The organism is Cryobacterium sp. TMT3-29-2, assembly GCF_004564305.1.
Classification (GTDB): Bacteria; Actinomycetota; Actinomycetes; order Actinomycetales; family Microbacteriaceae; genus Cryobacterium; species Cryobacterium sinapicolor.
The window spans coordinates 1-19,499 of sequence record NZ_SOGK01000028.1; the positions used below are offsets into that span (position 1 = coordinate 1).

Consider the following 19,499-nt stretch of genomic DNA (forward strand, 5'->3'; position numbering starts at 1 on the left):
CGCCCGGGCGCGGCTCCTGGCGCGACCGCCGCCCCGGGGCCGGCTTCAGCGCGATCGTGCTCGGGCTGGCGCTGCTCTGCGGCGCCGTGGCCGCCGGCGTGTGGTCGGGCGGCAACTGGTCGGATGCCGCGCTGCTGGTCGGCCTGGCCGTCACGCTGGGTGTGCTGGCCCTCGGCATCATCGTGTTGGGCATCCGCGGCAAGCAGGGCGGCGCCCTGGGCGGTTTCGCCTTCCTCGCGGCGGTGGCCCTGGTGCTGCTGGGCGTGTTCCCGAGCGGCACCGCGTTCTTCCCGGTCGGGGCCCCGGTCTGGACGGTCGGTGCCGACGCCGATGCTGCGCCCCCGGGCTACGCCGTGCTCTCCGGCCGGGCGATCATCGATCTCAGCGCCCTCGACGCGGCGGGCGCGGAGGACCGCACGATCGACGTCTGGATGGGGGTGGGCGTCACCGAGCTGATCCTGCCGCGCGACCGGCCGGTGCAGCTGGAGACGAATGCCCTGGCCGGCGGGATCGATTACGTCGGCGGCGCGGCCACCGTGCAGCAGGGCGGCGTCTTCTTCTACGACTCGCGCACCTTCAACGACGACGACACCCCCGCCGTGGCCCGCATCCGGGTCTGGACGGCGCTCGGCCAGGTCACCGTCGTCGGCCCCTCCCGTCTGGAACCCTCATGACCGTGACCCCTGACCCGAACCAGCCGCACGACCAGCCGCCGGACGATCAGAACCCGCCGACCGACGATCAGAACCCGCCGGTCGACGATCAGCCCACGGATGCCGTCACTTCCGTCACCTCCGTCACCGCGGCACCGGACCCCGCACCCGCCGAGTCCGGCGGACCCGGCGAGGACGGTCACGAGGTGGCGGTTGAGACCACCCGCTCGTCCGCGGCGCACATGATCGCCTTTCCGGGTCCCATCCCCGATTACACGATGGAGACATCCGTCGAGCGGTCCGCGGCGGCACCGGCCTCCGACCCCGTCGACACGGCACCCACCCGTCGGCATCCGGACGATGCCGGCCTCGACGACGCCGGACTCACGGTTCCCCTCACGGTGAATCCGCCGCATCCGCGCCCACCGGATCCGCCGGATCTGCCACCCGAGCCGCCCTACCTCGCCCCGGCACCGCCGTATCCGGTCGCGCCCGTGGCGGCGGTCCGCGCCGGACCGGCGTACCCCGAGGCATCCGTGCGGCCCCGCCGCCGTCCCCTGTTCGGCACGATCGTCTGGGGTGTCATCCTCCTCACCCTGGCCGGCTACGTGTTGCTTGGAGTGCTGGTGCCGACTCCCGCCGATCCCACCCTCTGGCTGCTCGGCGGCGTGATCGTGGTCGGACTCCTGCTCATCGTGATCGGCATCATCGCCACGCTCCGCCGAGCCGGCTGAGCCCGGCTTCGGGGTTCCACAGTCGCGCGTGCGGGTGAATCGTCGCTCTGGAGACCGCGGAACCGGCCATTCTCCCGCACGCGCGAGAGGAACGGGACCGAGCAGGGGCGGGCGGAGGGCGCCCATGGGCGGGGCTAGGCGTCGAGGCCGACCAGCACGGGCTCGGGTTGCAGGATCACGCCGAACTCGGACTGCACCCGAGCCTCCACCAGTCGGGCGAGTTGCGCGACCTCGTCGGCGGTGGCCCCGCCGGAGTTGGTCAGCGCGAGCGTGTGTTTGCTGGAGATCGCCGCACGGGAGCCCGGCAGCCGGAAGCCCCGGGGTATCCCCGAGTGCTCGATCAGCCAGGCGGCGCTCAGCTTCACGAGCGGAACGGGCCGTTCCCCGGGGATCGGCCCGACGCCGGCGTATTCGTCCAGCGGGATCACCCGATCGGGCAGCTCTTGATCGCCGAGCGGCCATCGCGGCACGGCGTCCGGCAGGGTGCGCGAGAACGCCAGCGACACGATCGGATTGGTGAAGAAGGACCCGGCGCTGCGGGTGTCGGTGTCGTCCGGGTCGAGCACCATGCCCTTCGCGGCGCGCAGGGCCAGCACGGCGCCGCGCAGCTGCGCGAGCGGCACCCGGTCGCCGAGTTGCACGCCGAGGGCGGTCGCGAGCTGCGGGTAGGCCACCGGCCGGCTGAGGGCGCCGCCGAGAACGGATGCCTCGGCGCGCGTGTCGTGCAGGTTCAGTTCGACCGCGATCACCAGCCCGCGGAGCCCCTGTTTCAGAGCGGAGGTGCGGTAGCCCAGTTCGAGTTCGCCGGCCGCCATCCGTCGCCGTTCGCCGCGCTCGTGATCGAGGAAGTCGATGGCCGCAAGACTGTTGCCGAGTTCCTGGCCGTAGGCACCGATGTTCTGCACCGGGGTGGCCCCGGTCGACCCGGGGATGCCGGACAGTGCCTCGATGCCGGACCAACCCTTCGCCACGGTGTAGGCCACCAGCTCGTCCCAGGGCTCGCCGGCCTGCACCCGCAGCACCAGCGAGGACGAGTCGGACGGGTCAGAGGACGACGGCGAGACGATGCTCATCCCGCGGGTCAGCACCCGGATCACCGTGCCGTCGAAGCCCGCGTCGGCCACGATCGTGTTGGAGCCCCCACCGAGCAACAGCCACTCGTCGCCCGAGGCCCATACCTCCAGCGTCTGGTCCACCAGGTCCTGCTCGGTGGCCGGGGACACCATCCGGGCGGCGGGGCCGCCCACGCCCATCGTGGTCAACTCGGCGAACGTCGGCGCAGCAGAAGCGGCAGAAACAGAGGAAACGGGGCTCGTCATCGGAGAACCGTTCAGACCAGCCGCACGCGTGCCTGCGCCTTGCCGAGCACAGTCACCTCGCCCGACGAGACGGTGAGGTCGATGCGGGCGACGCCGGCATCCGTGTCGATGGCGCCGACCTTGGCGACCACGGTCACGACTGCGACACCCGCGGCCGGCACCAGCACGGGGCGGGTGAACCGCACCTGGTAGTCGACGATGCGGCCGGGGTCACCGGCCCAGTCGACGACCGGCTGCACGGCGAAGCCCATGGTCAGCATGCCGTGCGCGAGCACGCCGGGCAGTCCCACCGACACGGCCACGTCGTCGCGGTAGTGGATGGGGTTGAAGTCTCCGGATGCGCCGGCGTAGTGCACGAGGGAGTCGCGCGTGAGCGGGAACGTGCCTTCGGCGATGACGTCTCCGACGGACAGGTCGGCGAGGCGGGGCGTAGCGATGATGGTCATTCGTCTCCCCTGACGACGAGGGTGGAGGTCGCGGTCACGACGTGCGCGCCGGCGGCGTCGACGATGGTCGACACGGCCGTCACCATGGAGTGGCCGCCGAGGCTCTTCACGCTCGCGACGGACAGCGTGGCGGTGAGCTCGTCGCCGGCCACGATCGGGCGGCTGAATGTGAACCGCTGGTCGCCGTGCACGACGCGGGTGAAGTCGATGCCGGCATCCGGTTCGGCCAGAAGCTGCGCCAGGGTGGCCTCCTGCACGACCACGGCGAACGTGGGCGGGGCGACGACGTCGGCGTAGCCCGCGGCGCGCGCGGCCTCCGGGTCGAGGTTGATCGGGCTCGTGGCGAAGACCGCGCGGGAGAACTCGCGCACCTTCTCCCGGCCGACGAGATAGGGGGCGACGGGCGGGAAGACCCGCCCTTGCAGTTCGGGGTTGACAGTCACAGGGCGAGTTTACCGGCCTCGGCCGGGGACGGCGCCATCGGGCAGACTGGCTGATGTGAAGATCAAGCGCGTGCGTCTGGGTGACCCTGAGGTGGTCCCGCTCCTGACTGACCTGGCGCGGGAGTATGACGAGCGGTACGGCGACGGCGACTCCGTGCACGACGTTTCGGCGGATGCCTTCGCCCCGCCGAGCGGCGTGTTCCTCGTGCTGCTCGATGGGGGCGTGACGGTGGCGGGTGGCGGCATCCGTCGCCTGAGTGAGACGACCGGCGAGGTGAAACGGATGTGGACCAACCCGGCCTACCGCCGGCAGGGCCACGCCGTGGCTCTGCTCGCCGCCCTCGAGGAGGTGGCGCAGCAACTCGGCTACTGGCGCCTGCGCCTGGAGACGGGCCACGCGCAGCCGGAGGCGCTCGCGCTGTACCGGCGCCTCGGCTACCGGGAGATCGGCAATTACGGGATCTACGAGAACGCGACCGGGTTCGAGCGCACGTTCGCCGTGCCGGAGGGCCTCCCCTGATCTGCGGCATTGGCCAGCGACACGCCCGCTTGCTACCGTAGACCTGTCATGCCTAACAAATTAGAGCCACACCCCGACCTTCCCATCGACCTGCCCACGGCCGAGCGCATCCATGCGGCCGTCGCGCATTATGGCGAACAGGTCGTCATCGACAACTCCGTCGCGCTGCTGCGCGCCAAGAACGCCGGCAAGGACTTCCTGCTCTACGCCGGCGGACGCCACGCCCTGGGCATCCTCGAAGGTGCCCCGGCCCTCTACTGGCCCGAGCTGTGGGGCGCCCGCGCGCTGCTCTATGTTTGGGGCGAGACGGCCGCGCCGTACGTCGTCGTCGGCATGAACAACCAGGCTTGGCGGGTGCGCGAGATGTGCGCCAAGGTCGTGCTGCTGCGCGGCCTCGCGGTTGCGCCCAAGCTGGTGCGTTTGACCACCGACGAGGTTCCGCGCGTGCGCGCCGCGGCCCTGCACGCGCTGGCCGCCCAGGGCACCGCCGACCACCTCGCCACCATCGTGCAGCGTCTGCGCGACCCCGACAAAGAGGTGCGCCGCGCGGCCCAGCAGGCCCGCGACGTGCTCAACGAGCGGTGCAACCTCACGGTCGAGCAGGGCCAGGGCATCGAACAGACCCACGGAACGCGGCACACCCACCCGAGCGAGTAGCCGAGCCCGGCACCGGGACACACAGCACCGAGCACACACAGTACCGAGACGGGGGGTCCGGATGTTCCATCGCTTCGTGGCCATGGGCGACAGCTTCACCGAAGGCGTCGGAGACAACTTGCCGGGCGGCCAGGTGCGTGGCTGGGCCGACCTGGTCGCGCTCGGGCTCGCCGCGGCATCCGCTCACCCGGTCTCCTACGCGAACCTCGCCGTGCGCGGCCGCCTGCTCGGACCGATCGTGGACGAGCAACTCGAGCCCGCGCTCGCGCTCGGCCCCGACCTGCTCAGCATCTGCGGCGGCGGCAACGACGTGATGCGCCCGCGGGTCGAGATCCCCTACGTGGTCGACCTGATGCGGCAGGTCGTCGACCGGGCCGAGGAGCAGGGTGTGCACGTGCTCGTGCTCAGCGGGGGCAATCCCTCGCATCATCTGCCGCTCGGCAACCTGATGCGGCGGCGCGGGGACCAGCTGGCGGATGCTGCACGCGCGGCCTTCGACCGGCAGGGCGTCACCCTCGTAGACAACTGGGCCGACTCCGAACTGGAGCACAAGCGGTTCTGGTCGGTCGACAAGCTGCACCTCAACGCCCTCGGGCACACCCGGGTGGCCACCAATGTGCTGGCCGAGCTGGGGGTTCCGGTTCCGGTGGAGTGGCTGGATGCGCCCGCCGCGGCCGACGAGCAGGTTCAGGGCACGGCCGCCTACTACCGGGAGTTCGTGCTGCCATGGATCGGGCGCCGGCTGACCGGACGCTCCTCCGGCGACGGCCGCCCGCCCAAGCGCCCCGCCCTGGAGCCCGTCGACGTCGGCTGACCGCGCCCCAACATGGATTGACGGGAATCGGTGCTCGGCGGTAGATTGCATCGATAGTCATCAATATATGCAGGACCGTGCAGGTTTCAGTCGAGGGAGAACGACATGAGCGAGAACAACAACCCGGTGCGCGACGAGGTGCGCGCCCGCTATGCGAGCGTGGCCCTCTCGGTCACGAACGAGGGGCGCCGGTCGCTGCTCGCCGCCGTGCCTGCCGCCGCGAGCTGCTGCGGCGCCGACGCAGCGGCTGCCCCGGGCACGGCTGCCAGGGCAACCTCCTGCTGCGGTACCGGCGACACCGCCGCCGAAACCCCTTCGTCCATGGATGCTGCCGCCTGCTGCGCGCCGGTCGCCATCGACGAGAGCCTCGTCTTCGGCTCGGCGCTCTACGACGACGCGACGACCGCTGACCTGCCGGGCGCCGCACTGCTGGCGAGCCTCGGCTGCGGCAACCCCACCGCGGTCGCCGACCTGCAGGCGGGCGAAACCGTGCTCGACCTCGGCTCGGGCGGTGGCATCGACGTCCTCCTCTCCGCCCGCCGGGTCGGTCCCACTGGGTTCGCCTACGGCCTCGACATGACCGACGAGATGCTCGACCTCGCCCGGCATAATGCGGCCGCAGCCCAGGCACAGAACGTCGAGTTCTTGAAGGGCACGATCGAGGAGATCCCGCTGGGCTCCGGCAGCATCGACGTCGTCATTTCCAACTGCGTGATCAACCTGTCGACCGACAAACCCGCCGTGATTGGAGAGATGTTCCGCGTGTTGCGGCCCGGCGGGCGCGTCGGCGTGTCCGACGTCGTGGCCGAGAACCACCTCGCGCCCGCCCAACGGGCCGAGCGCGGCTCCCACGTGGGCTGCATCGCCGGCGCCCTCTCGATCGCGGAGTACGAGACCCTGCTCGCCGCAGCGGGCTTCGAGCAGGTGAGCGTCACCCTGACCCACGAGGTGACCGACGGGATGCACGGGGCCATCGTGCGGGCGGTCAAGCCGGCCGGCGCCGTCTAGCCGGCGAGTCGTTTAGCGGGCCGGTGCCGTCCGTCCGGGCCTGCCAGCGCCGTCTCTCACTGACCGGCGGCCGGCACACGCAGCAGGGCACCCTCCTGCCGGCAGGTGGCCGCCGCGATCCGCATGGCGGCGACCAGCAGGGCCTGCCAGCCCGCGGCATCCGTGGGCACGCCACGCGTCAGCATGGTCTGCACGGACGAGGCGAGGGTGGCGTCGCCGGCTCCCATGGTGTCGACGACGGCCCCGGGGAGCACGGCGATCGGCTCGCTGACCAGCAGATCGGCACTGGCGACGGATGCCCCCGCGCGCCCGGCCGTGGCCAGCACCGTCCGCGTGCCGCCGGCCAGCAGCCGCTCCCGCAGTTCCTCGAGGGTGCTGCTGTAGAGCAGCTCGGCATCCTCGTCCCCGACCTTCGTGAGGAGGCTCCGGGCCGCGATTCGTTTGAAGTTCGCCGCGAACAGGTCGCCGTCGGCGAGCATGCCCGCTCGGGGGTTCGGGTCGATCACGAGGCGGCGTTCCGGCTCCGCGACCGCGGCGATGAAGGCATCCGTCTGGGCAGTGTCGTCGAAGGGGAAGCAGCTCACGACCACGAGGCGGGCGTCGTCGAGGGCCGCGCGCTCGGCCGGACCGAACTCGATGCGGCGCTTCTTCGCGGCCTCGTTGAAGGCATAGCTGGGCTCGCCGTCGGTGCGGTCGGAGGTGGCGCGGGAGCTGCCGAACGGGCCGGGAGTGGCGACCAGGGTCACGTCGTGGGCGGCGAGGAACTCGCGCAGCCGGGCGCCGTCGGCGTCGTCCCCGACCATGGCGATCAGGGTGGTCGGCACACCGAGCACGGCCAGGCCGACGGCCACGTTGAGGGCGGCGCCGCCGGGGAACTCCAGGCGTGAACCGGGACTCAGCATCTCGTCGATGAGGGCGTCGCCGACCACGACCACGCGGCTCTGCTCCGTCAGGTTCTGCTCCGTCATGCGGTCTCTCCCTTATACCTGCCACCAACCGTGTGGCACCAAGCCTAGGTGCGTGAGTCCCCGTCAATCTCGAACGAATTCGACGGAGATTCTCGTGCAGAACCGCCTTTTCGGCCGCGTGAGAGGCGATTTTGCCAGAATCTCCGTCGAATTCGTTCGGGGCGGGCACCCCACGCCGGCCGCACCGGCCGGCCTAACCAGACTCGGCCGCGTTTGTCCAGCCCCTTCCGCCGGGTGAGGCCCGGCCGTAGGATCATCCATAGGCAGGGTTGCTCCCCGAACACCGGTCCTTAGTCCCTGATTGCAGGGTCCGAATGAGACCGGAGCGAAGCACCCTAGTCGGGGGCAGGACATCATCGGGGTGACCTGCCCCCACACCACAAATAGCACCGGATCAGCTTTTACAGCACGTCAGGTACAGTCGGAGCATGGCCTTCGACGCACCGACCCCGTTGATCGCGCCGCCCCCTCCGGGAGCGCAGCCCCCGTGGATCTCCGCCGACGAGATCTTCGCCCGCGTCGGGTTCGGTGCTGCGGCGCGTGCCCTGCAGGCCGCCGTGCGCGCCGGGCTCGACCCGGCGCACGATTTCTCCCGCAGCATCCTGCCCCTCGACCGCGGCCAGCTGCTGCTCATGCCGTCCCGGTCAGCGGAGTACGTGGGCGTCAAAGTCGCCACCGTCGCACCGGGCAACCTGCAGCTCGGCCGTCCACGCATCCAGGGCGTCTACCTGCTGATGGATGCCGCCACGCTCAGCCCCGTCGCCCTGCTCGACGGCATCGCGCTGACGACCCTGCGCACCCCGGCGGTGTCGGCCGCCGTCGCCGACCTGATTGCGCCCGCCGAGGTGGAGCACCTCGTTGTGTTCGGCGCGGGACCCCAGGCGGAGGGCCATGTCGAGGCGATGCGGGCCATCCGTGACGTAGGACGGGTCACAGTGGTCGGCCGGCACCCGGGCCGCGCCGAGGCGCTTGCTGAGCGGGTGCGGGCCGCCGGGCAGCCCGCGCAGATCGGTACCCCCGACGCCGTGCGCGACGCGCAGCTCATCGTCTGCGCCACCACCGCTCGCACTCCGCTGTTCGACGGATCCCTGGTCCCGCGGGACTCCTGCACGGTGGCGGTCGGGTCGCACGAGCCCGACGCCCGCGAAATTTCCAGCACGCTGATCGGGCGTGGGCAGGTCGTCGTCGAAGACCGGCAGGTCGCGCTGCGGGAGGGCGGCGACGTGCTGATCCCGCTCCGGGAGGGCGTGATCGAGGCCGGCTCCCTGGTGCCGATGCGGGACATCCTGACCGGCACGGTCGCCGTCGACCACACCCGTCCCCGCGTGTTCACGAGCTCGGGCATGTCCTGGCAGGACCTGGTGGTCGCCGCCGCCGTCTTCCGTCAGGAGGGCCGCGGATAGTGTCGAACCAACTCGACGGAGATTTTCTGCTGAGAACGGTTTTTCAGAGCGTTTGGCACCGTTTCGGGCAAAATCTCCGTCGAATTCGTTCAGGACCCGGCGGACCCGGGCTCGCCGAACCGCGGGCGGACCGGCTTCAGCCCACGCGGGCGGGCGACGGATGCGGCGGCGACGGTACCGCAGGCACGGCCGGCACCGCGGGCACCCCCGGCACCGCGCGCAGCCGGTGCCCCTGCTCCACCCGTTGCCCCCAGGAGGTGCCGACGATGATCAGCCCGGCCCCGAGCACCGCCACCAGGCCGAGGCTCTCACTGCCAAGGCTCACCCCGACGAGCACCGCCCAGACCGGCTCGGTGCCCATCAGCAGGCTGGCGCGCGCGGCGGAGGTGTGCCGGATGGCCCAGGTCTGGGCCAGGAACGCGAAAACGCTGCAGGCCAGCCCGAGGTAGAGCACTCCGAGCCAGGCGGCTGGGCCGAAGGCGCCGATCGCCTGCAGCGTGCCCGGCGCATCCGCCGCGGTGAACACCAGGGCCCCCACGGCGGCCTGCACCAGCGTGATCGTAAGCGTGCCGGGCCGACGGCCGGCGGAGTCGGCGCGGGTGAGTCGGCCGACCATGGTGACGTGCAGGGCGCGAACGAGGGCCGCCGCGAGCATGAGTAGATCGCCCGGGTTCGGGGTGCGGAAACCGTTGCCGGACACGAGCAGCGCCACCCCGACGACCGCGAGAACCGCGGCCACGAAGAACGAGCGTGGCAGCCAGTTGCGCGCCGCGACCGACTCGAGGATCGGGGTGAGGATGATCGTCAGGCTGATGATCAGGCCCGCGTTCGTGGCCGAGGTCACGGCCACACCGGCCGTCTCCAGCCAGAGGATCGCCGCCTGCGTGAGCCCGAGCAACCCGCCCACGGCCAGCTCGGTGCGGGTCGGCCGCCGCGGCCGACTCAGCGCCCAGATCAGCAGCAGGGCCAGCGCGGCCACCAGGAAGCGCAGCGACAGCACGGCACCCACACTCGCCTGCTCGGTGAGTATCTTGGCGGCGAGGTAGCTGCCACCCCAGACCAGCGCGACGAGCAGCAGCACGGCGTCGATGCGGTAGCGTCCGAGCCGCAGGAGGAAGGTCATGGGCCAATGCTGCCGGGCGGCATCCGTTAAGTCTAGATGGCCAATTCTGAACCAACACTTTAGTGTTTACTTATGGATCTGCATCAGCTCTTTATCCTGCGGGAACTCGGCGAGCGCGGCAGCGTCGCCGCCGTAGCCCGCGCGCTGTTCGTTTCGTCCTCGGCGGTGTCGCAGCAGCTGTCCGCGCTGCAGCGCAGCACGGGCGTGGCGCTGACCGAACGACGTGGGCGCAGCCTTGTGCTGACACCCGCCGGCACGGCTCTCGCCACCGCCGCCGCCGGCGTGTCCACGGCGATGGCCGCCGCCGAGCAGTCGGTGGCACATTTCCACGAGGAGCCGGCCGCGCCGGTAAGCCTGTCGGCGTTCCACAGTGCCGGGCTGGCCTGGTTCGGGCCCCTGATCTCTCGACTGTCCGGTCCCGCCGGACCGCCGCTCCGCTGCGGCGACGAAGATGTCGCCCGGCAGGATTTCCCGGCACTGGTTGCCGACTACGACCTCGTCATCGCCCACCGCCTGCCGCACGATCCCCTCTGGCCGGAACGGGTCACCGTCACCCCACTGCTCTACGAACCGCTGGATGTGGCGCTGCATGTCGGACATCCGTTGGCCGGGCGGTCCTCGGTTTCGGTCGCCGACATCGCCAACGAGCCCTGGATCGCCGGGCACCCGGGCTTCCCGCTCGCGGAGGCGGTGAATGTCGTCGCGGCGAGCGCCGGGCACCCGCTACGGATCGAGCACCGCATCAATGAGTTCTTCGTGGCCGCCTCCGTGGTCGCTTCGGGGTCCGCGATCGCGCTGCTGCCGCGGTACACGATGGCGCCGGCGCCGGGGGCCGGCCTGGTGTTGTTGCCGATCGACGACCTGCGGGTCGGCCGCCAGATCGACGTTCTCAGCCGCCCCGAGACGCTGCTGCGGGCCTCGGTGCGCCGGGTGCTGGGCCAACTGGGTGCGGTGGCCGGCTCCCGCACGGAATGACCACTCCGGCGCACGAATCCGATCCACCGCCCTGGTCGGCGTCGCAGAGGTCTTCCAGCGGACCCCCAACGGGCGCTGGAGCCGCAGCCTCACTGCTCGACCAGCTGCTCCCAGTCGCGCTGCACATCGCGGGTGAACTGCAGCCGCCTGACCATGGCGGGAATCTCCCACACCAACCAGATGGGGACCAGCAGGCACGGCCACAGGCCGGCGGGGGTCTGCATCAGTCCGAACACGGCGACGAGCATCGCCAGGGGAATTTTGACCACGGTATCGACCCCCTCAGCGCCGCGCGGTAGAAGGAAATGACTACCGATCATTGAGGCTCCGGGAGCGCGCATCCGCAACGTCGGCGACCTTGGAAACAGCAGAGAAAGTGCCTACCCGCGATCCCGTGCCGCGTCGCCGAACCCGGCCGAAATCTGCCGGGCAACCCGGTTCGCACCCGACTTCCATCCTGACTGGGCATGCTGGAACCCGAATCGTCCCCCACTTCGGCCGGCGGGCGGCGCTGGAAGAGGTCTTCGGCGCCTTCGTGAGGATCGGCCAGGTGCACCGGGCGGACGGCTTGGCCGCCCTGGTCGACTTCGGCTGGGCCGGCCGGCTCGACCTGCGGTTGCGGGAGACGATCCAGGAACTGCTGATCGCCGACCTCCAGTCCGACCCGCAGCCGGGACTGACGCGGGCATCGGTCGACCGAAGTGAACGGGGAGGGGAATCGACCGAGGCCCCGCCGGAGGCTGGGTTGTTCGGCGATTCTTTGCCTAGCGGCGTGACAAAAGATCGTCCCGTTCCGTCTGAGGTATGAGAGTCCGTGTGATCCGTGGCGGGTCGCGTTCTGTCTGGCACTACCAAAGTCAGCAGGCGGGCTCGCCCAGCTCGTTTCGTCCCGGGGCCCGTTGTCCATCCACGGGCACCCGGTGACGAGGCCTCTGCGCTAGCCTGCCGATTCCGGAGTCCAGAACTGAGCCGGGCGGGTGAACCGCAACCGGGGCTGGGCCCGGGGCAGCGTGACTCACATCGACGAGCTATCGCTCGGACGTCCATCTCCGCCGATGAAGCCGCTCGAATCCGTCCAGGAGCAGATCGAGCGCGAACTCGAACTCGTATTGGTCATCGCAGCCGCGTCCGACAACGGAGTCGTCGTCATGCGGTGTCGCTGTGGCGATCGTCACGATGTTCGGGTAGAGCCTTGCCATGTGTGCGAACATCTCAGCCTGGGCGTCGGGGCTCGCCGGCGGTTGGGCATTGCCCTTCGGATTGCCTGAACCTCCGAACAGCTCCTGTGTGAATCCCCACATTCGACCACCGAGGGCGTGCATCACGTGGTGGGCCAGGTCGGGTGTGAACCCGCCCGCCAGGAAGATTCCCGCGAACGAGTCCTGGTATTCCAACACGGAGGGGGTCGGTTTACTCCGCGACTCGATTGCCTGACGTGCCCAGCGGTGATGGTGGAGCGCGCTTCTCGCGGACAAGACACGGTGCCGGATGGCGTCTCGCCAGCAGGAGTCGAGAACGGGAGGGTCGATCTCTCGGATGATGACCTCGACCATTCCGTCGAGCAGGTCCTCCTTGTCGGCGACGTGTTTGTACAGCGCCATGGGCACGACGCCCACCTCCTGTGCGAGTCGGCGCATGCTCAACGCGTCGATGCCGATCTCATCCGCAAGGGTGACTGCCGCCTCGAGAACTCGCTCGCGGTTCAACCGCGCACGCCTCGGTACTTCCGTTTTCTGGCCCATTGATACTCTTCCATGCCGCCCAAGATCACTCATTGATAAGTGTACGAAGTACACTTTACACTTCCAACAAAAGGCATACGTCGTACACCTCATTCCGACTGTGTGCGGCACACCCCGAATCGAAGGGAAAATCATGAAGTTATACAGACCGACCGCCGTCGTCGCCGGCGTGTTCTTCCTCCTCACCGAAGTAGGGGCCATTGCAGGGGCCATGCTCTACAGTCCGATCCGAAACGTCGGCGACTACATCACCGGCGGCGGCCCGGATGGCCCTGTCCTCCTCGGCCTGCTTTTGGAACTGCTTTTGGTGATTGCTGCCGTCGGGACCGCCGTCACGCTGTACCCGATCCTGAAGAGGCAACACGAGGGGTTGGCGCTGGCGTTCGTCGCCGCTCGCGTGCTGGAGGCAGCGGTCATCCTCGTCGGAACCCTGAGCCTGCTGACGATCGTCTCGCTTCGCCAGCAGTTCGTTGGAACCGGAGACGCCGACCCGGCCACACTGGCCACAATCGGTTCCACGCTTGTGGCCCTGCGCGACTGGACGTACCTGGTCGGACCGAACTTCGCCCTCGGTGCCGCTTCACTGCTCCTCGCTTCGCTCATGTACGCGTCCCGCCTGGTGCCCCGTGGCATTGCCGTGCTCGGGTTGGTCGGTGGGCCGCTGGTCAGCTTCTCCGCGATCGCCGTGATGCTCGGACTCTATGGCCAGTTCTCCACCCTCGGCCTCCTCGTAGCGCTCCCGGTATTCGCGTGGGAGTTGTCTCTCGCCGCGTGGCTCATCGCCAAGGGCTTCCGGCCGGCGAGCATCCTCGCCCCTCCCACCGCTCCGGTCTCCACAGCCGCGCGGTGAGGGCCGGGACAAGCCAGGTCGACATGAATACCACCAGAACCGTTGCCATTGTCGGAGCCGGGTATGCCGGCGTGTTGGCCGCCAACCGCCTGCAAGCATCGCTCACAGAAACTGAACGCCTCAGTATGAGCATCGTGATGGTCAATCCGCGGGCGGTTTTCATCGACCGGATCCGACTTCACCAACTGGCGGCGGGAACGACGGATGCCGCCACCATCCCTCTGGACCACGTCCTCCACCCTGACGTCACCGTCATCGTGGGTGAAGTCACCCGAATCCTGCCGGAACGGAACGGCATTGTGATCGACGCAGCGAAGGGGCCAATCGAACTGCCGTACGACGTACTGATTTACGCCGTCGGCAGCGGCGCTCCGCCGTCGATTCCGGGAGGCGCCTCCTCCCATTCGGTGGGAACCCACGACGAAGCCCTCATGGCGGGCGCAGCGGTGCGGAGACTTGTACCGGGCAATCGGATCGTTGTCGTCGGCGGTGGGGCCACTGGAGTGGAAATGGCATCGGAACTTGCGGAAGAGAACCCTCAGATGGACATCGTGCTTGTGTCAGCGGGACTGTTGCTGAGTTCGCTGCCGCAGCGAGGCCGGAAGTACGTCAAGAGCACCTTGGCGTTCCTCAACGTCCAGGTCGTCGAGAACGAGCGCGTTGTCCACGTGGACATGAACTTCGTGGAGCTTGAAGGCGGGCGGAGGATTCGAAGCGACCTGACGATCTGGACCGGGTCCTTCACTGTGCCGGCGCTTGCACGAGCGAGCGCTTTGGCGGTGGATGCCGCGGGGAGGCTGCTGGTCACGGAAACCCTTCAGCACCAGGCGTATCCCAACATCATCGGAGCCGGCGACTCCGTTAGCGTGCACGGCGACGCGGGGAAGCATCTTCGTATGGGCTGCGCCGTGGCTGCTCCGATGGGCGGCCATGCCGCAGTCACCGCGTTGGCCTACCTGCGCTGCCAGCCACCCACCGCACTGTCCATCGGTTTCTTCATTCGATGCCTCAGTCTTGGACGTCGCAATGGATTCGTCCAACACGTGGGCAAAGACGACGTACCCAAGCGCGTCCAGTTGTCGGGGCGTGCGGGAGCGTGGGTGAAAGAACGCATCTGCGTCGGGGTCATTTCAGGAATCCAGAAGGAACGCACTTCACCAGGTTCGTACTGGACCGCCCCTGCTCCCGGTGCACGGACGTTCCTCCGCGGAGCCCGGCGTTTAAATCAGAGCCGGGTGGTGGCAGGCAGAAAAAAGGCCCCGTGACCGGCATAACTCTTGATCAAAGGGCCTTTACGTGTAGCGGGAGCGGGAATCGAAACCGCGACACCACGTTATGTTCGACCCGATTCGACCTGTTGGACCAACAGCGCAAAACTACGTCAAACTTCGGCGTGACTTGGAGCTCCGTGTAATAAGTGGCCTGATTCTTTCCTGGTACCTCTGCCCGCTCAGGCCCGTCTCGACGCAATAATCGGTGAATAGACAGGCACGCGTCGAGTCCGAATGCGAAGGGCTCAGTGTTTCCGCGAGATCAAGCCCATTGCCAGAGTGCTCCTCGAGTGTTCACGGCAAGAGATCCCCACGAAATCGGAAACCCCGCGGATAATTCCTGAGTTCCGAACTGAGGCGGATTCAGGCTGGCGGAGAACTCGTCGACTCCGAGCATGCCAAGGTTCGATACGGCGAGGCTGCCGACCTCGAGCACACGCTGTTGCAGCCGGTCACGCCGGGCTAAGTCGGCGAGGTCCGCGATTCCGCCGCTGATCGATCACACTGTGATTCCCGTTTTTCAGGCTACGGAACTTGCTGCGAGGCAATCAAGTTGGGCAGCCAGATTAAAAACTTCCTCCAGCTGCACGAAACCGGTGTCTGGCGCGCCGTCGAGTGCGACGAAGAAGGCGCCCATTTCAGCCTGCCAGCGGGCGTTGACCTCGATCGCCGCCATTCCGGACTGAGAAGCCGCCAAGCTCTCGGTTTCGAAGTAGCCAATCAGTAGCCCATCCGGGCGCAGAAAGATCGAGTATCTGTTCCATCCAGTGGACTTCAGTGCACGAAGCATGTCGGGCCAGACCGCAGCGTGGCGGCGGCGATACTCGGGGATCAATTCTGGCTTCACCTGGAGTTGGAAACACACGCGGTGCTGGGCGTGAGCGCTCGTGCTCGACATTGAGGGTCCTTGCTTTTATGTTTGCTTTTATGTTCAAAATATGAATCGATTCAATTATCCACTTGGCGCCCTTACGCTGCAAGCCGCAGGTTGTCGAAGACAAATCGGCGACGGGGGTTGAATGGTTGGACAATGGTCGGAAAATTCCCGGCCGTGCTGGTGTCCGGTCCCAAAACTCCCGGCTGCGCCAGTTTCCGGTGCACTCCAGTGAATGTTTTAAGCTCTTGATGGTGCAGTAGCGCTATAAATCCCCGCGAAAGAGTGTGACAGTGGCAGTGATCGGTGTTCGCGACGTGGCCGCCAGCGCGGGCGTCTCAGTGGGTACGGTCTCAAATGTCCTGAACAGCCCAGGCAAAGTGTCGGCCGGAACCGTCAAACGCGTGCAGGCTGCCATCACGAAACTTGGCTTCGTGCGAAATGACGCCGCTCGGCAACTGCGGGCAGGCCGCAGCATAGGCCTCGTCGTGCTCGACGTGGCCAATCCGTTTTTTTCGGACGCCGCGCGCGGCGCCGAGGAACGGGCCGCCGAACAGGGCCTAGCCGTACTCCTTGGCAACAGCGACGAGAATATTGACCGCGAAAGTGCCTACTTGGACCTATTTGAGGAACAACGTGTGCTCGGCGTGCTCATTTCTCCGCTCGGAGACGTAGGGGGCGGCTGGCCGGCCTGCGAGCCAGAAGAACTCCCACCGTTCTTGTCGACCGTCAAACAGACGATCAAAACTTTTCGTCCGTGGCCGTCGACGATGTTGCTGGTGGATACCTTGCCGTGAGTCACCTGACGTCGACTGGGCGCACCCGCATCGCATTCGTAGGCGGCCCGCACGCCCTCCGCCAGGTCGCCGACCGGCTCGCAGGCGCGCGCAAAGCGATTGCGGAACATACTGGAGCGACTCTTGAGTCCATAGACACGGATTCCCTGTCAGTCCTGCAGGGGCGAGCTGTCGGCGAACAATTGCGTGCAAGGAATCCTGCTGATCGGCCGGACGCCGTGTTCGCTGCGAACGATTTGCTCGCCATTGGAGTGCCGCAGGCCTTCAGCATGCTCGGCGATGTACAGGTTCCCAGAGACGTGGCCTTGATCGGCTACGACGACATCGCGTTCGCCTCTGCGGCCGTGGTGCCGCTGTCGTCGATCCGCCAGCCGAGCGCACTGATGGGGTACACGGCGGTTGACCTGCTTTTGCGCGAAGCGGCGGACGGGGAGGCCTTCGATCACGAACAGATCGAGTTCCAGCCCGAGCTCGTGGTGCGGGAGTCCACCGGGGGCTGACCCCTGAACCAGCTGCCCGCGCCATCGTTAGTGCACCCCAGTCACCCTTCGGCAGAATGCGACGAGCCCGTCGAAAACCTTTCGGTACCCGACGGGCTCGCTCACCTATTGTCGGCTAGAAATGCATGTTCATTGCGATCGGTTCGACCGCAATTTCGGCGTCTTCCGGGTAACGCTCGGCTTCGATCTGCTGGAGCGTCTTGCCCTGCGTGCGCGGCGCCCACGCGGCACCAACCACCAGAGATACCATTAAGAATCCGATCAGAATGAGCCCAAGCCACGACAGCCCAATCGAGGTAAGCAGGATTGGGAACACCATGCTGAGCAGGCCGACCATGATCCGGGCGACAAAAAACAAGATGCCCTGGGCACTCGCGCGGTACGGCGTAGCGAACAGTTCGCTGGCCCACAGGCCGTAGAAGGCCTGGGCGCCAATCCCGGCGGCAACACCCCAGAGCACTGCGAAGGAGAGCAGCGCAGGCATCGTCGGTTCAGCGAAGACCAACACGGCCCACGCCGCGATCCCGAGAACGGAACCGAGAATGTAGAGGTTCCGACGATTGTACTTGTCGGCTAGACGCATGAAACCGAAGTAGGTTGTCGCCACGGTGAGGCCCCAGACGAGCGCCTGCAAAAGATATTGCTCTGTGGCGCTCTCCACCCCCGCCGCCGCGTAGACGCGGGGCATGAAGATGCCGGCCTGACCTGCCACGATGTTCCAGAACGAATAGACGCCGATGAGGAAAAAGATTGCGGTGATGTTCGCCTTCTTACTGAACAGCTCTTTGACCCCGTGGAACACGTTGGTCGAGGTGGCGTTGGCATTCGACTCCTTCCAAATGGCCGTTTCTGGAAGTCCCTGCCGCATATACCAAGTGACGAAGGCGACAATGAACAGTTGCGCGAAGATGAGTCGGCTGCCGAACAGCCCGAGAGGTTCGACGAGCACAGCAAGGAGAAAGCCGATCAACGGCCCACACGACCAGGCCAATTGGGCCGCGCCTACGTGTTTGGCCCGCTCTCCGGCCGGAGCCTGTTCGGAGAGATAGGTCCACGACGCCGGAACGCCGGCTCCGACGGCGATGCCGGTGATGATGAAGGCAATCAGTAGCATCCAATAGCTTCCTGCGAACACCGCTATCGCCACGCCGATCATGTACAGGATCAAGTCATACGTGTAGATGAACTTGCGACCGTACTTGTCACAGAGTGGGCCACCAATTAACGCTCCCGCGGCGGCCCCGAAGGCGTTGGCGCTAAGCGCCGCGAGAAGCCCAACCGCGAAGTCGTCAATCCCGAATTCCTTCTGCCACAAGGACAGACTCGTGGCGATCGCGATGATCGAACCCGCCTCGATGTAATTGGACATGGCCACGGAGATTGTGGCTTTCATTCCAGTTGTGCTCTTGTTTCCCATTCGGACCACAGGGGTCCTCCTTTGCTGTCGTCATTGATGCAGAGGCTCGTGCCTCACCAACGAGGACGCGATGCGATGGCGCCGGTAGCGCCGCATCCGGACCATAAATTGAATCGATTCAATGGATGCACTAGCAGACTACGGCACGATCGTAAGCCTCGCTAACCACGATCCTCAAGTCGACATATGCGCGAGCTTCCGACTCGAGTTGACGAGTGTCGGAATCGGGCAATACACTCAGGAGTGTTGAAACGATTCAATAATCAAGTTGAGGCCGCGGAAGCGATGGGTTACCCCCCCTTCTCCGGTCCGAGAGGACAAGGACTCCATGAGCAGGGCAAGCAACGAGCTTCGCGAAGAAATTCTCTACTGGTGCCGCGAGTCGGTCCGCACCGGGCTGAACTTCAACACCCAGGGCAATATCTCCATTCGGTTGCCGGAACATGAGGCAATTGTGATCACGCCGTCCGGCATCCGCTATGACGTGCTGACCATCGACCAGATGGTCGTCGTCGGCTATGACGGGGTCGTCATCGAGGGCGACCTCTTCCCTTCCACCGAAACGGATGTACACCTTGCGCACTACCGTCGCCGCCCCGATATCAACGCGATCGTGCACACCGAATCGCCGTACGCAAACATGTTCGGCGCCGTCGGCAAGACCATCGACCCTGTGCTTCTGAACATGGTGCTCTATGCCAAGGGTGCCGTGCGGATCATGCCATTCGAGTTCTCCACCAACACGGACTTCGGCGAACTGAGCGCAGCTCTGATGGGCGACGACACGAACGCGGTCGTCTGGGGCAACCACGGCATGATCTCCGTCGGCGATGATGCTGCCGGCGCCTTCAAGGTGGCCGTCGCGGTCGAGGCGAACGCCCAGGTCCTCTATGGCGCACTTTCCCTCGGAACCCCGAACATCCTGCAGCTCGAGAACATCGTCATCCCCGAAGGCGCTCGCCTTCCGTAGTCAGTCGCCGGGCGG

22 protein-coding genes and 1 pseudogene are annotated in these 19,499 nt (G+C 67.1%); 13 read left to right on the forward strand and 10 right to left on the reverse strand.

Annotation, left to right across the window (positions count from 1 at the left end; all coding sequences use genetic code 11):
- Both E3O67_RS16800 and E3O67_RS03475 read left to right on the forward strand, forming a co-directional pair.
- Nucleotides 1-674: hypothetical protein (locus E3O67_RS16800; RefSeq protein ID WP_167726454.1), on the forward strand; the 674-nt coding region annotated here is incomplete at its 5' end.
- Entirely contained in the window at nucleotides 671-1,387 is a 717-nt protein-coding gene (locus E3O67_RS03475) for a hypothetical protein (protein ID WP_135101868.1), read from the forward strand. The genes E3O67_RS16800 and E3O67_RS03475, both read left to right, overlap by 4 nt.
- Before the next feature lie 134 nt (nucleotides 1,388-1,521).
- Here E3O67_RS03475 and E3O67_RS03480 read toward each other — a convergent pair whose 3' ends face one another.
- The 3 genes from E3O67_RS03480 to E3O67_RS03490 are packed head-to-tail and all read right to left on the reverse strand — an operon-like array spanning nucleotide 1,522 to nucleotide 3,595.
- The gene (locus E3O67_RS03480) at nucleotides 1,522-2,706 is read right to left on the reverse strand and encodes a UDP-N-acetylmuramate dehydrogenase (RefSeq protein ID WP_135101870.1); all 1,185 of its coding nucleotides are present in this window, start codon (nucleotides 2,704-2,706) and stop codon (nucleotides 1,522-1,524) included.
- Nucleotides 2,707-2,717: 11 nt separating this feature from the next.
- Nucleotides 2,718-3,152, reverse strand: a complete 435-nt coding sequence (locus E3O67_RS03485; RefSeq protein WP_135101872.1) for a MaoC/PaaZ C-terminal domain-containing protein — start codon at nucleotides 3,150-3,152, stop codon at nucleotides 2,718-2,720.
- On the reverse strand, nucleotides 3,149-3,595 hold the full coding sequence (locus E3O67_RS03490; protein WP_134432059.1) for a MaoC family dehydratase N-terminal domain-containing protein: 447 nt from the start codon (nucleotides 3,593-3,595) through the stop codon (nucleotides 3,149-3,151). Before E3O67_RS03490 ends, E3O67_RS03485 begins: the two co-directional genes overlap by 4 nt.
- Before the next feature lie 55 nt (nucleotides 3,596-3,650).
- Between E3O67_RS03490 and E3O67_RS03495 the strand changes: the two genes are divergently transcribed.
- From E3O67_RS03495 to arsM, 4 genes are all read left to right on the forward strand, one after another.
- Nucleotides 3,651-4,115 carry a GNAT family N-acetyltransferase gene (locus E3O67_RS03495; protein ID WP_167726456.1) on the forward strand — a complete coding sequence of 155 codons (465 nt, stop codon included), beginning with the start codon at nucleotides 3,651-3,653 and terminating at the stop codon, nucleotides 4,113-4,115.
- A gap of 48 nt (nucleotides 4,116-4,163) precedes the next feature.
- Nucleotides 4,164-4,772 (forward strand): HEAT repeat domain-containing protein, encoded by a 609-nt coding sequence (locus E3O67_RS03500; RefSeq protein ID WP_134432065.1) that lies wholly within the window; start codon nucleotides 4,164-4,166, stop codon nucleotides 4,770-4,772.
- 61 nt (nucleotides 4,773-4,833) lie between these two features.
- Entirely contained in the window at nucleotides 4,834-5,586 is a 753-nt protein-coding gene (locus E3O67_RS03505) for an SGNH/GDSL hydrolase family protein (RefSeq protein ID WP_134432068.1), read from the forward strand.
- Nucleotides 5,587-5,691: 105 nt separating this feature from the next.
- Entirely contained in the window at nucleotides 5,692-6,594 is a 903-nt protein-coding gene (arsM, locus tag E3O67_RS03510; RefSeq protein WP_134432070.1) for an arsenite methyltransferase, read from the forward strand.
- A 56-nt stretch (nucleotides 6,595-6,650) separates the two neighbouring features.
- On the opposite strand, the gene E3O67_RS03515 is transcribed toward arsM, so the two are convergent.
- Nucleotides 6,651-7,562 carry a carbohydrate kinase family protein gene (locus E3O67_RS03515; protein ID WP_134432073.1) on the reverse strand — a complete coding sequence of 304 codons (912 nt, stop codon included), beginning with the start codon at nucleotides 7,560-7,562 and terminating at the stop codon, nucleotides 6,651-6,653.
- Between the two features lie 428 nt (nucleotides 7,563-7,990).
- Here E3O67_RS03515 and E3O67_RS03520 point away from each other — a divergent pair, with 428 nt between their 5' ends.
- Complete coding sequence (locus tag E3O67_RS03520) at nucleotides 7,991-8,965, forward strand: ornithine cyclodeaminase family protein (RefSeq protein ID WP_135101876.1); 975 nt, start codon at nucleotides 7,991-7,993, stop codon at nucleotides 8,963-8,965.
- A 136-nt stretch (nucleotides 8,966-9,101) separates the two neighbouring features.
- Here E3O67_RS03520 and E3O67_RS03525 read toward each other — a convergent pair whose 3' ends face one another.
- Entirely contained in the window at nucleotides 9,102-10,088 is a 987-nt protein-coding gene (locus tag E3O67_RS03525) for a DMT family transporter (RefSeq protein ID WP_135101878.1), read from the reverse strand.
- A gap of 72 nt (nucleotides 10,089-10,160) precedes the next feature.
- Between E3O67_RS03525 and E3O67_RS03530 the strand changes: the two genes are divergently transcribed.
- Nucleotides 10,161-11,063 carry a LysR family transcriptional regulator gene (locus E3O67_RS03530; RefSeq protein WP_134432082.1) on the forward strand — a complete coding sequence of 301 codons (903 nt, stop codon included), beginning with the start codon at nucleotides 10,161-10,163 and terminating at the stop codon, nucleotides 11,061-11,063.
- Between the two features lie 89 nt (nucleotides 11,064-11,152).
- Here E3O67_RS03530 and E3O67_RS03535 read toward each other — a convergent pair whose 3' ends face one another.
- Nucleotides 11,153-11,332 carry a hypothetical protein gene (locus E3O67_RS03535; RefSeq protein WP_134432085.1) on the reverse strand — a complete coding sequence of 60 codons (180 nt, stop codon included), beginning with the start codon at nucleotides 11,330-11,332 and terminating at the stop codon, nucleotides 11,153-11,155.
- Between the two features lie 107 nt (nucleotides 11,333-11,439).
- Here E3O67_RS03535 and E3O67_RS17225 point away from each other — a divergent pair, with 107 nt between their 5' ends.
- Nucleotides 11,440-11,871: a hypothetical protein gene (locus tag E3O67_RS17225; RefSeq protein ID WP_135101880.1), complete on the forward strand. Its 432-nt coding sequence runs from the start codon at nucleotides 11,440-11,442 to the stop codon at nucleotides 11,869-11,871.
- Nucleotides 11,872-12,091: 220 nt separating this feature from the next.
- Here E3O67_RS17225 and E3O67_RS03545 read toward each other — a convergent pair whose 3' ends face one another.
- On the reverse strand, nucleotides 12,092-12,805 hold the full coding sequence (locus tag E3O67_RS03545) for a TetR/AcrR family transcriptional regulator (protein ID WP_135101915.1): 714 nt from the start codon (nucleotides 12,803-12,805) through the stop codon (nucleotides 12,092-12,094).
- A 133-nt stretch (nucleotides 12,806-12,938) separates the two neighbouring features.
- Here E3O67_RS03545 and E3O67_RS03550 point away from each other — a divergent pair, with 133 nt between their 5' ends.
- Together E3O67_RS03550 and E3O67_RS03555 are read left to right on the forward strand one after the other, a co-directional pair.
- Nucleotides 12,939-13,655 (forward strand): DUF4386 domain-containing protein, encoded by a 717-nt coding sequence (locus E3O67_RS03550; protein WP_135101882.1) that lies wholly within the window; start codon nucleotides 12,939-12,941, stop codon nucleotides 13,653-13,655.
- A gap of 23 nt (nucleotides 13,656-13,678) precedes the next feature.
- Nucleotides 13,679-14,920, forward strand: a complete 1,242-nt coding sequence (locus tag E3O67_RS03555) for an NAD(P)/FAD-dependent oxidoreductase (protein ID WP_135101884.1) — start codon at nucleotides 13,679-13,681, stop codon at nucleotides 14,918-14,920.
- Between the two features lie 268 nt (nucleotides 14,921-15,188).
- Here the strand turns inward: E3O67_RS03555 and E3O67_RS17710 are convergent, their stop codons facing one another.
- Both E3O67_RS17710 and E3O67_RS03565 read right to left on the reverse strand, forming a co-directional pair.
- Nucleotides 15,189-15,422 carry a 2-oxo acid dehydrogenase subunit E2 gene (locus tag E3O67_RS17710; protein ID WP_135101917.1) on the reverse strand — a complete coding sequence of 78 codons (234 nt, stop codon included), beginning with the start codon at nucleotides 15,420-15,422 and terminating at the stop codon, nucleotides 15,189-15,191.
- Nucleotides 15,423-15,446: 24 nt separating this feature from the next.
- Nucleotides 15,447-15,824, reverse strand: coding sequence for an L-rhamnose mutarotase (locus E3O67_RS03565; RefSeq protein ID WP_134429323.1), 378 nt, complete (start codon nucleotides 15,822-15,824; stop codon nucleotides 15,447-15,449).
- A gap of 269 nt (nucleotides 15,825-16,093) precedes the next feature.
- Here E3O67_RS03565 and E3O67_RS03570 point away from each other — a divergent pair.
- Nucleotides 16,094-17,097, forward strand: a pseudogene (locus tag E3O67_RS03570) (LacI family DNA-binding transcriptional regulator).
- 115 nt (nucleotides 17,098-17,212) lie between these two features.
- Here the strand turns inward: E3O67_RS03570 and E3O67_RS03575 are convergent.
- Nucleotides 17,213-18,466, reverse strand: coding sequence for an MFS transporter (locus tag E3O67_RS03575; protein WP_241979215.1), 1,254 nt, complete (start codon nucleotides 18,464-18,466; stop codon nucleotides 17,213-17,215).
- Between the two features lie 376 nt (nucleotides 18,467-18,842).
- Between E3O67_RS03575 and E3O67_RS03580 the strand changes: the two genes are divergently transcribed.
- Entirely contained in the window at nucleotides 18,843-19,484 is a 642-nt protein-coding gene (locus tag E3O67_RS03580; RefSeq protein ID WP_134429319.1) for a class II aldolase/adducin family protein, read from the forward strand.
- The last annotated feature ends 15 nt before the right edge of the window (nucleotides 19,485-19,499 follow it).

Excerpts from the sequence above, each read along its gene's own strand:
- E3O67_RS03555 (WP_135101884.1), top strand. The coding sequence starts at position 13,679 with ATGAATACCACCAGAACCGTTGCCATTGTCGGAGCCGGGTATGCCGGC.
- E3O67_RS03520 (WP_135101876.1), top strand. The coding sequence starts at position 7,991 with ATGGCCTTCGACGCACCGACCCCGTTGATCGCGCCGCCCCCTCCGGGA.
- arsM (WP_134432070.1), top strand. The coding sequence starts at position 5,692 with ATGAGCGAGAACAACAACCCGGTGCGCGACGAGGTGCGCGCCCGCTAT.
- E3O67_RS03500 (WP_134432065.1), top strand. The coding sequence starts at position 4,164 with ATGCCTAACAAATTAGAGCCACACCCCGACCTTCCCATCGACCTGCCC.
- E3O67_RS03575 (WP_241979215.1), bottom strand. The coding sequence starts at position 18,466 with ATGTCCAATTACATCGAGGCGGGTTCGATCATCGCGATCGCCACGAGT.
- E3O67_RS03480 (WP_135101870.1), bottom strand. The coding sequence starts at position 2,706 with ATGACGAGCCCCGTTTCCTCTGTTTCTGCCGCTTCTGCTGCGCCGACG.
- E3O67_RS03565 (WP_134429323.1), bottom strand. The coding sequence starts at position 15,824 with ATGTCGAGCACGAGCGCTCACGCCCAGCACCGCGTGTGTTTCCAACTC.
- E3O67_RS03530 (WP_134432082.1), top strand. The coding sequence starts at position 10,161 with ATGGATCTGCATCAGCTCTTTATCCTGCGGGAACTCGGCGAGCGCGGC.
- E3O67_RS03525 (WP_135101878.1), bottom strand. The coding sequence starts at position 10,088 with ATGACCTTCCTCCTGCGGCTCGGACGCTACCGCATCGACGCCGTGCTG.
- E3O67_RS03545 (WP_135101915.1), bottom strand. The coding sequence starts at position 12,805 with ATGGGCCAGAAAACGGAAGTACCGAGGCGTGCGCGGTTGAACCGCGAG.
- E3O67_RS03485 (WP_135101872.1), bottom strand. The coding sequence starts at position 3,152 with ATGACCATCATCGCTACGCCCCGCCTCGCCGACCTGTCCGTCGGAGAC.
- E3O67_RS03550 (WP_135101882.1), top strand. The coding sequence starts at position 12,939 with ATGAAGTTATACAGACCGACCGCCGTCGTCGCCGGCGTGTTCTTCCTC.
- E3O67_RS03580 (WP_134429319.1), top strand. The coding sequence starts at position 18,843 with ATGAGCAGGGCAAGCAACGAGCTTCGCGAAGAAATTCTCTACTGGTGC.
- E3O67_RS03475 (WP_135101868.1), top strand. The coding sequence starts at position 671 with ATGACCGTGACCCCTGACCCGAACCAGCCGCACGACCAGCCGCCGGAC.
- E3O67_RS03515 (WP_134432073.1), bottom strand. The coding sequence starts at position 7,562 with ATGACGGAGCAGAACCTGACGGAGCAGAGCCGCGTGGTCGTGGTCGGC.
- E3O67_RS03505 (WP_134432068.1), top strand. The coding sequence starts at position 4,834 with ATGTTCCATCGCTTCGTGGCCATGGGCGACAGCTTCACCGAAGGCGTC.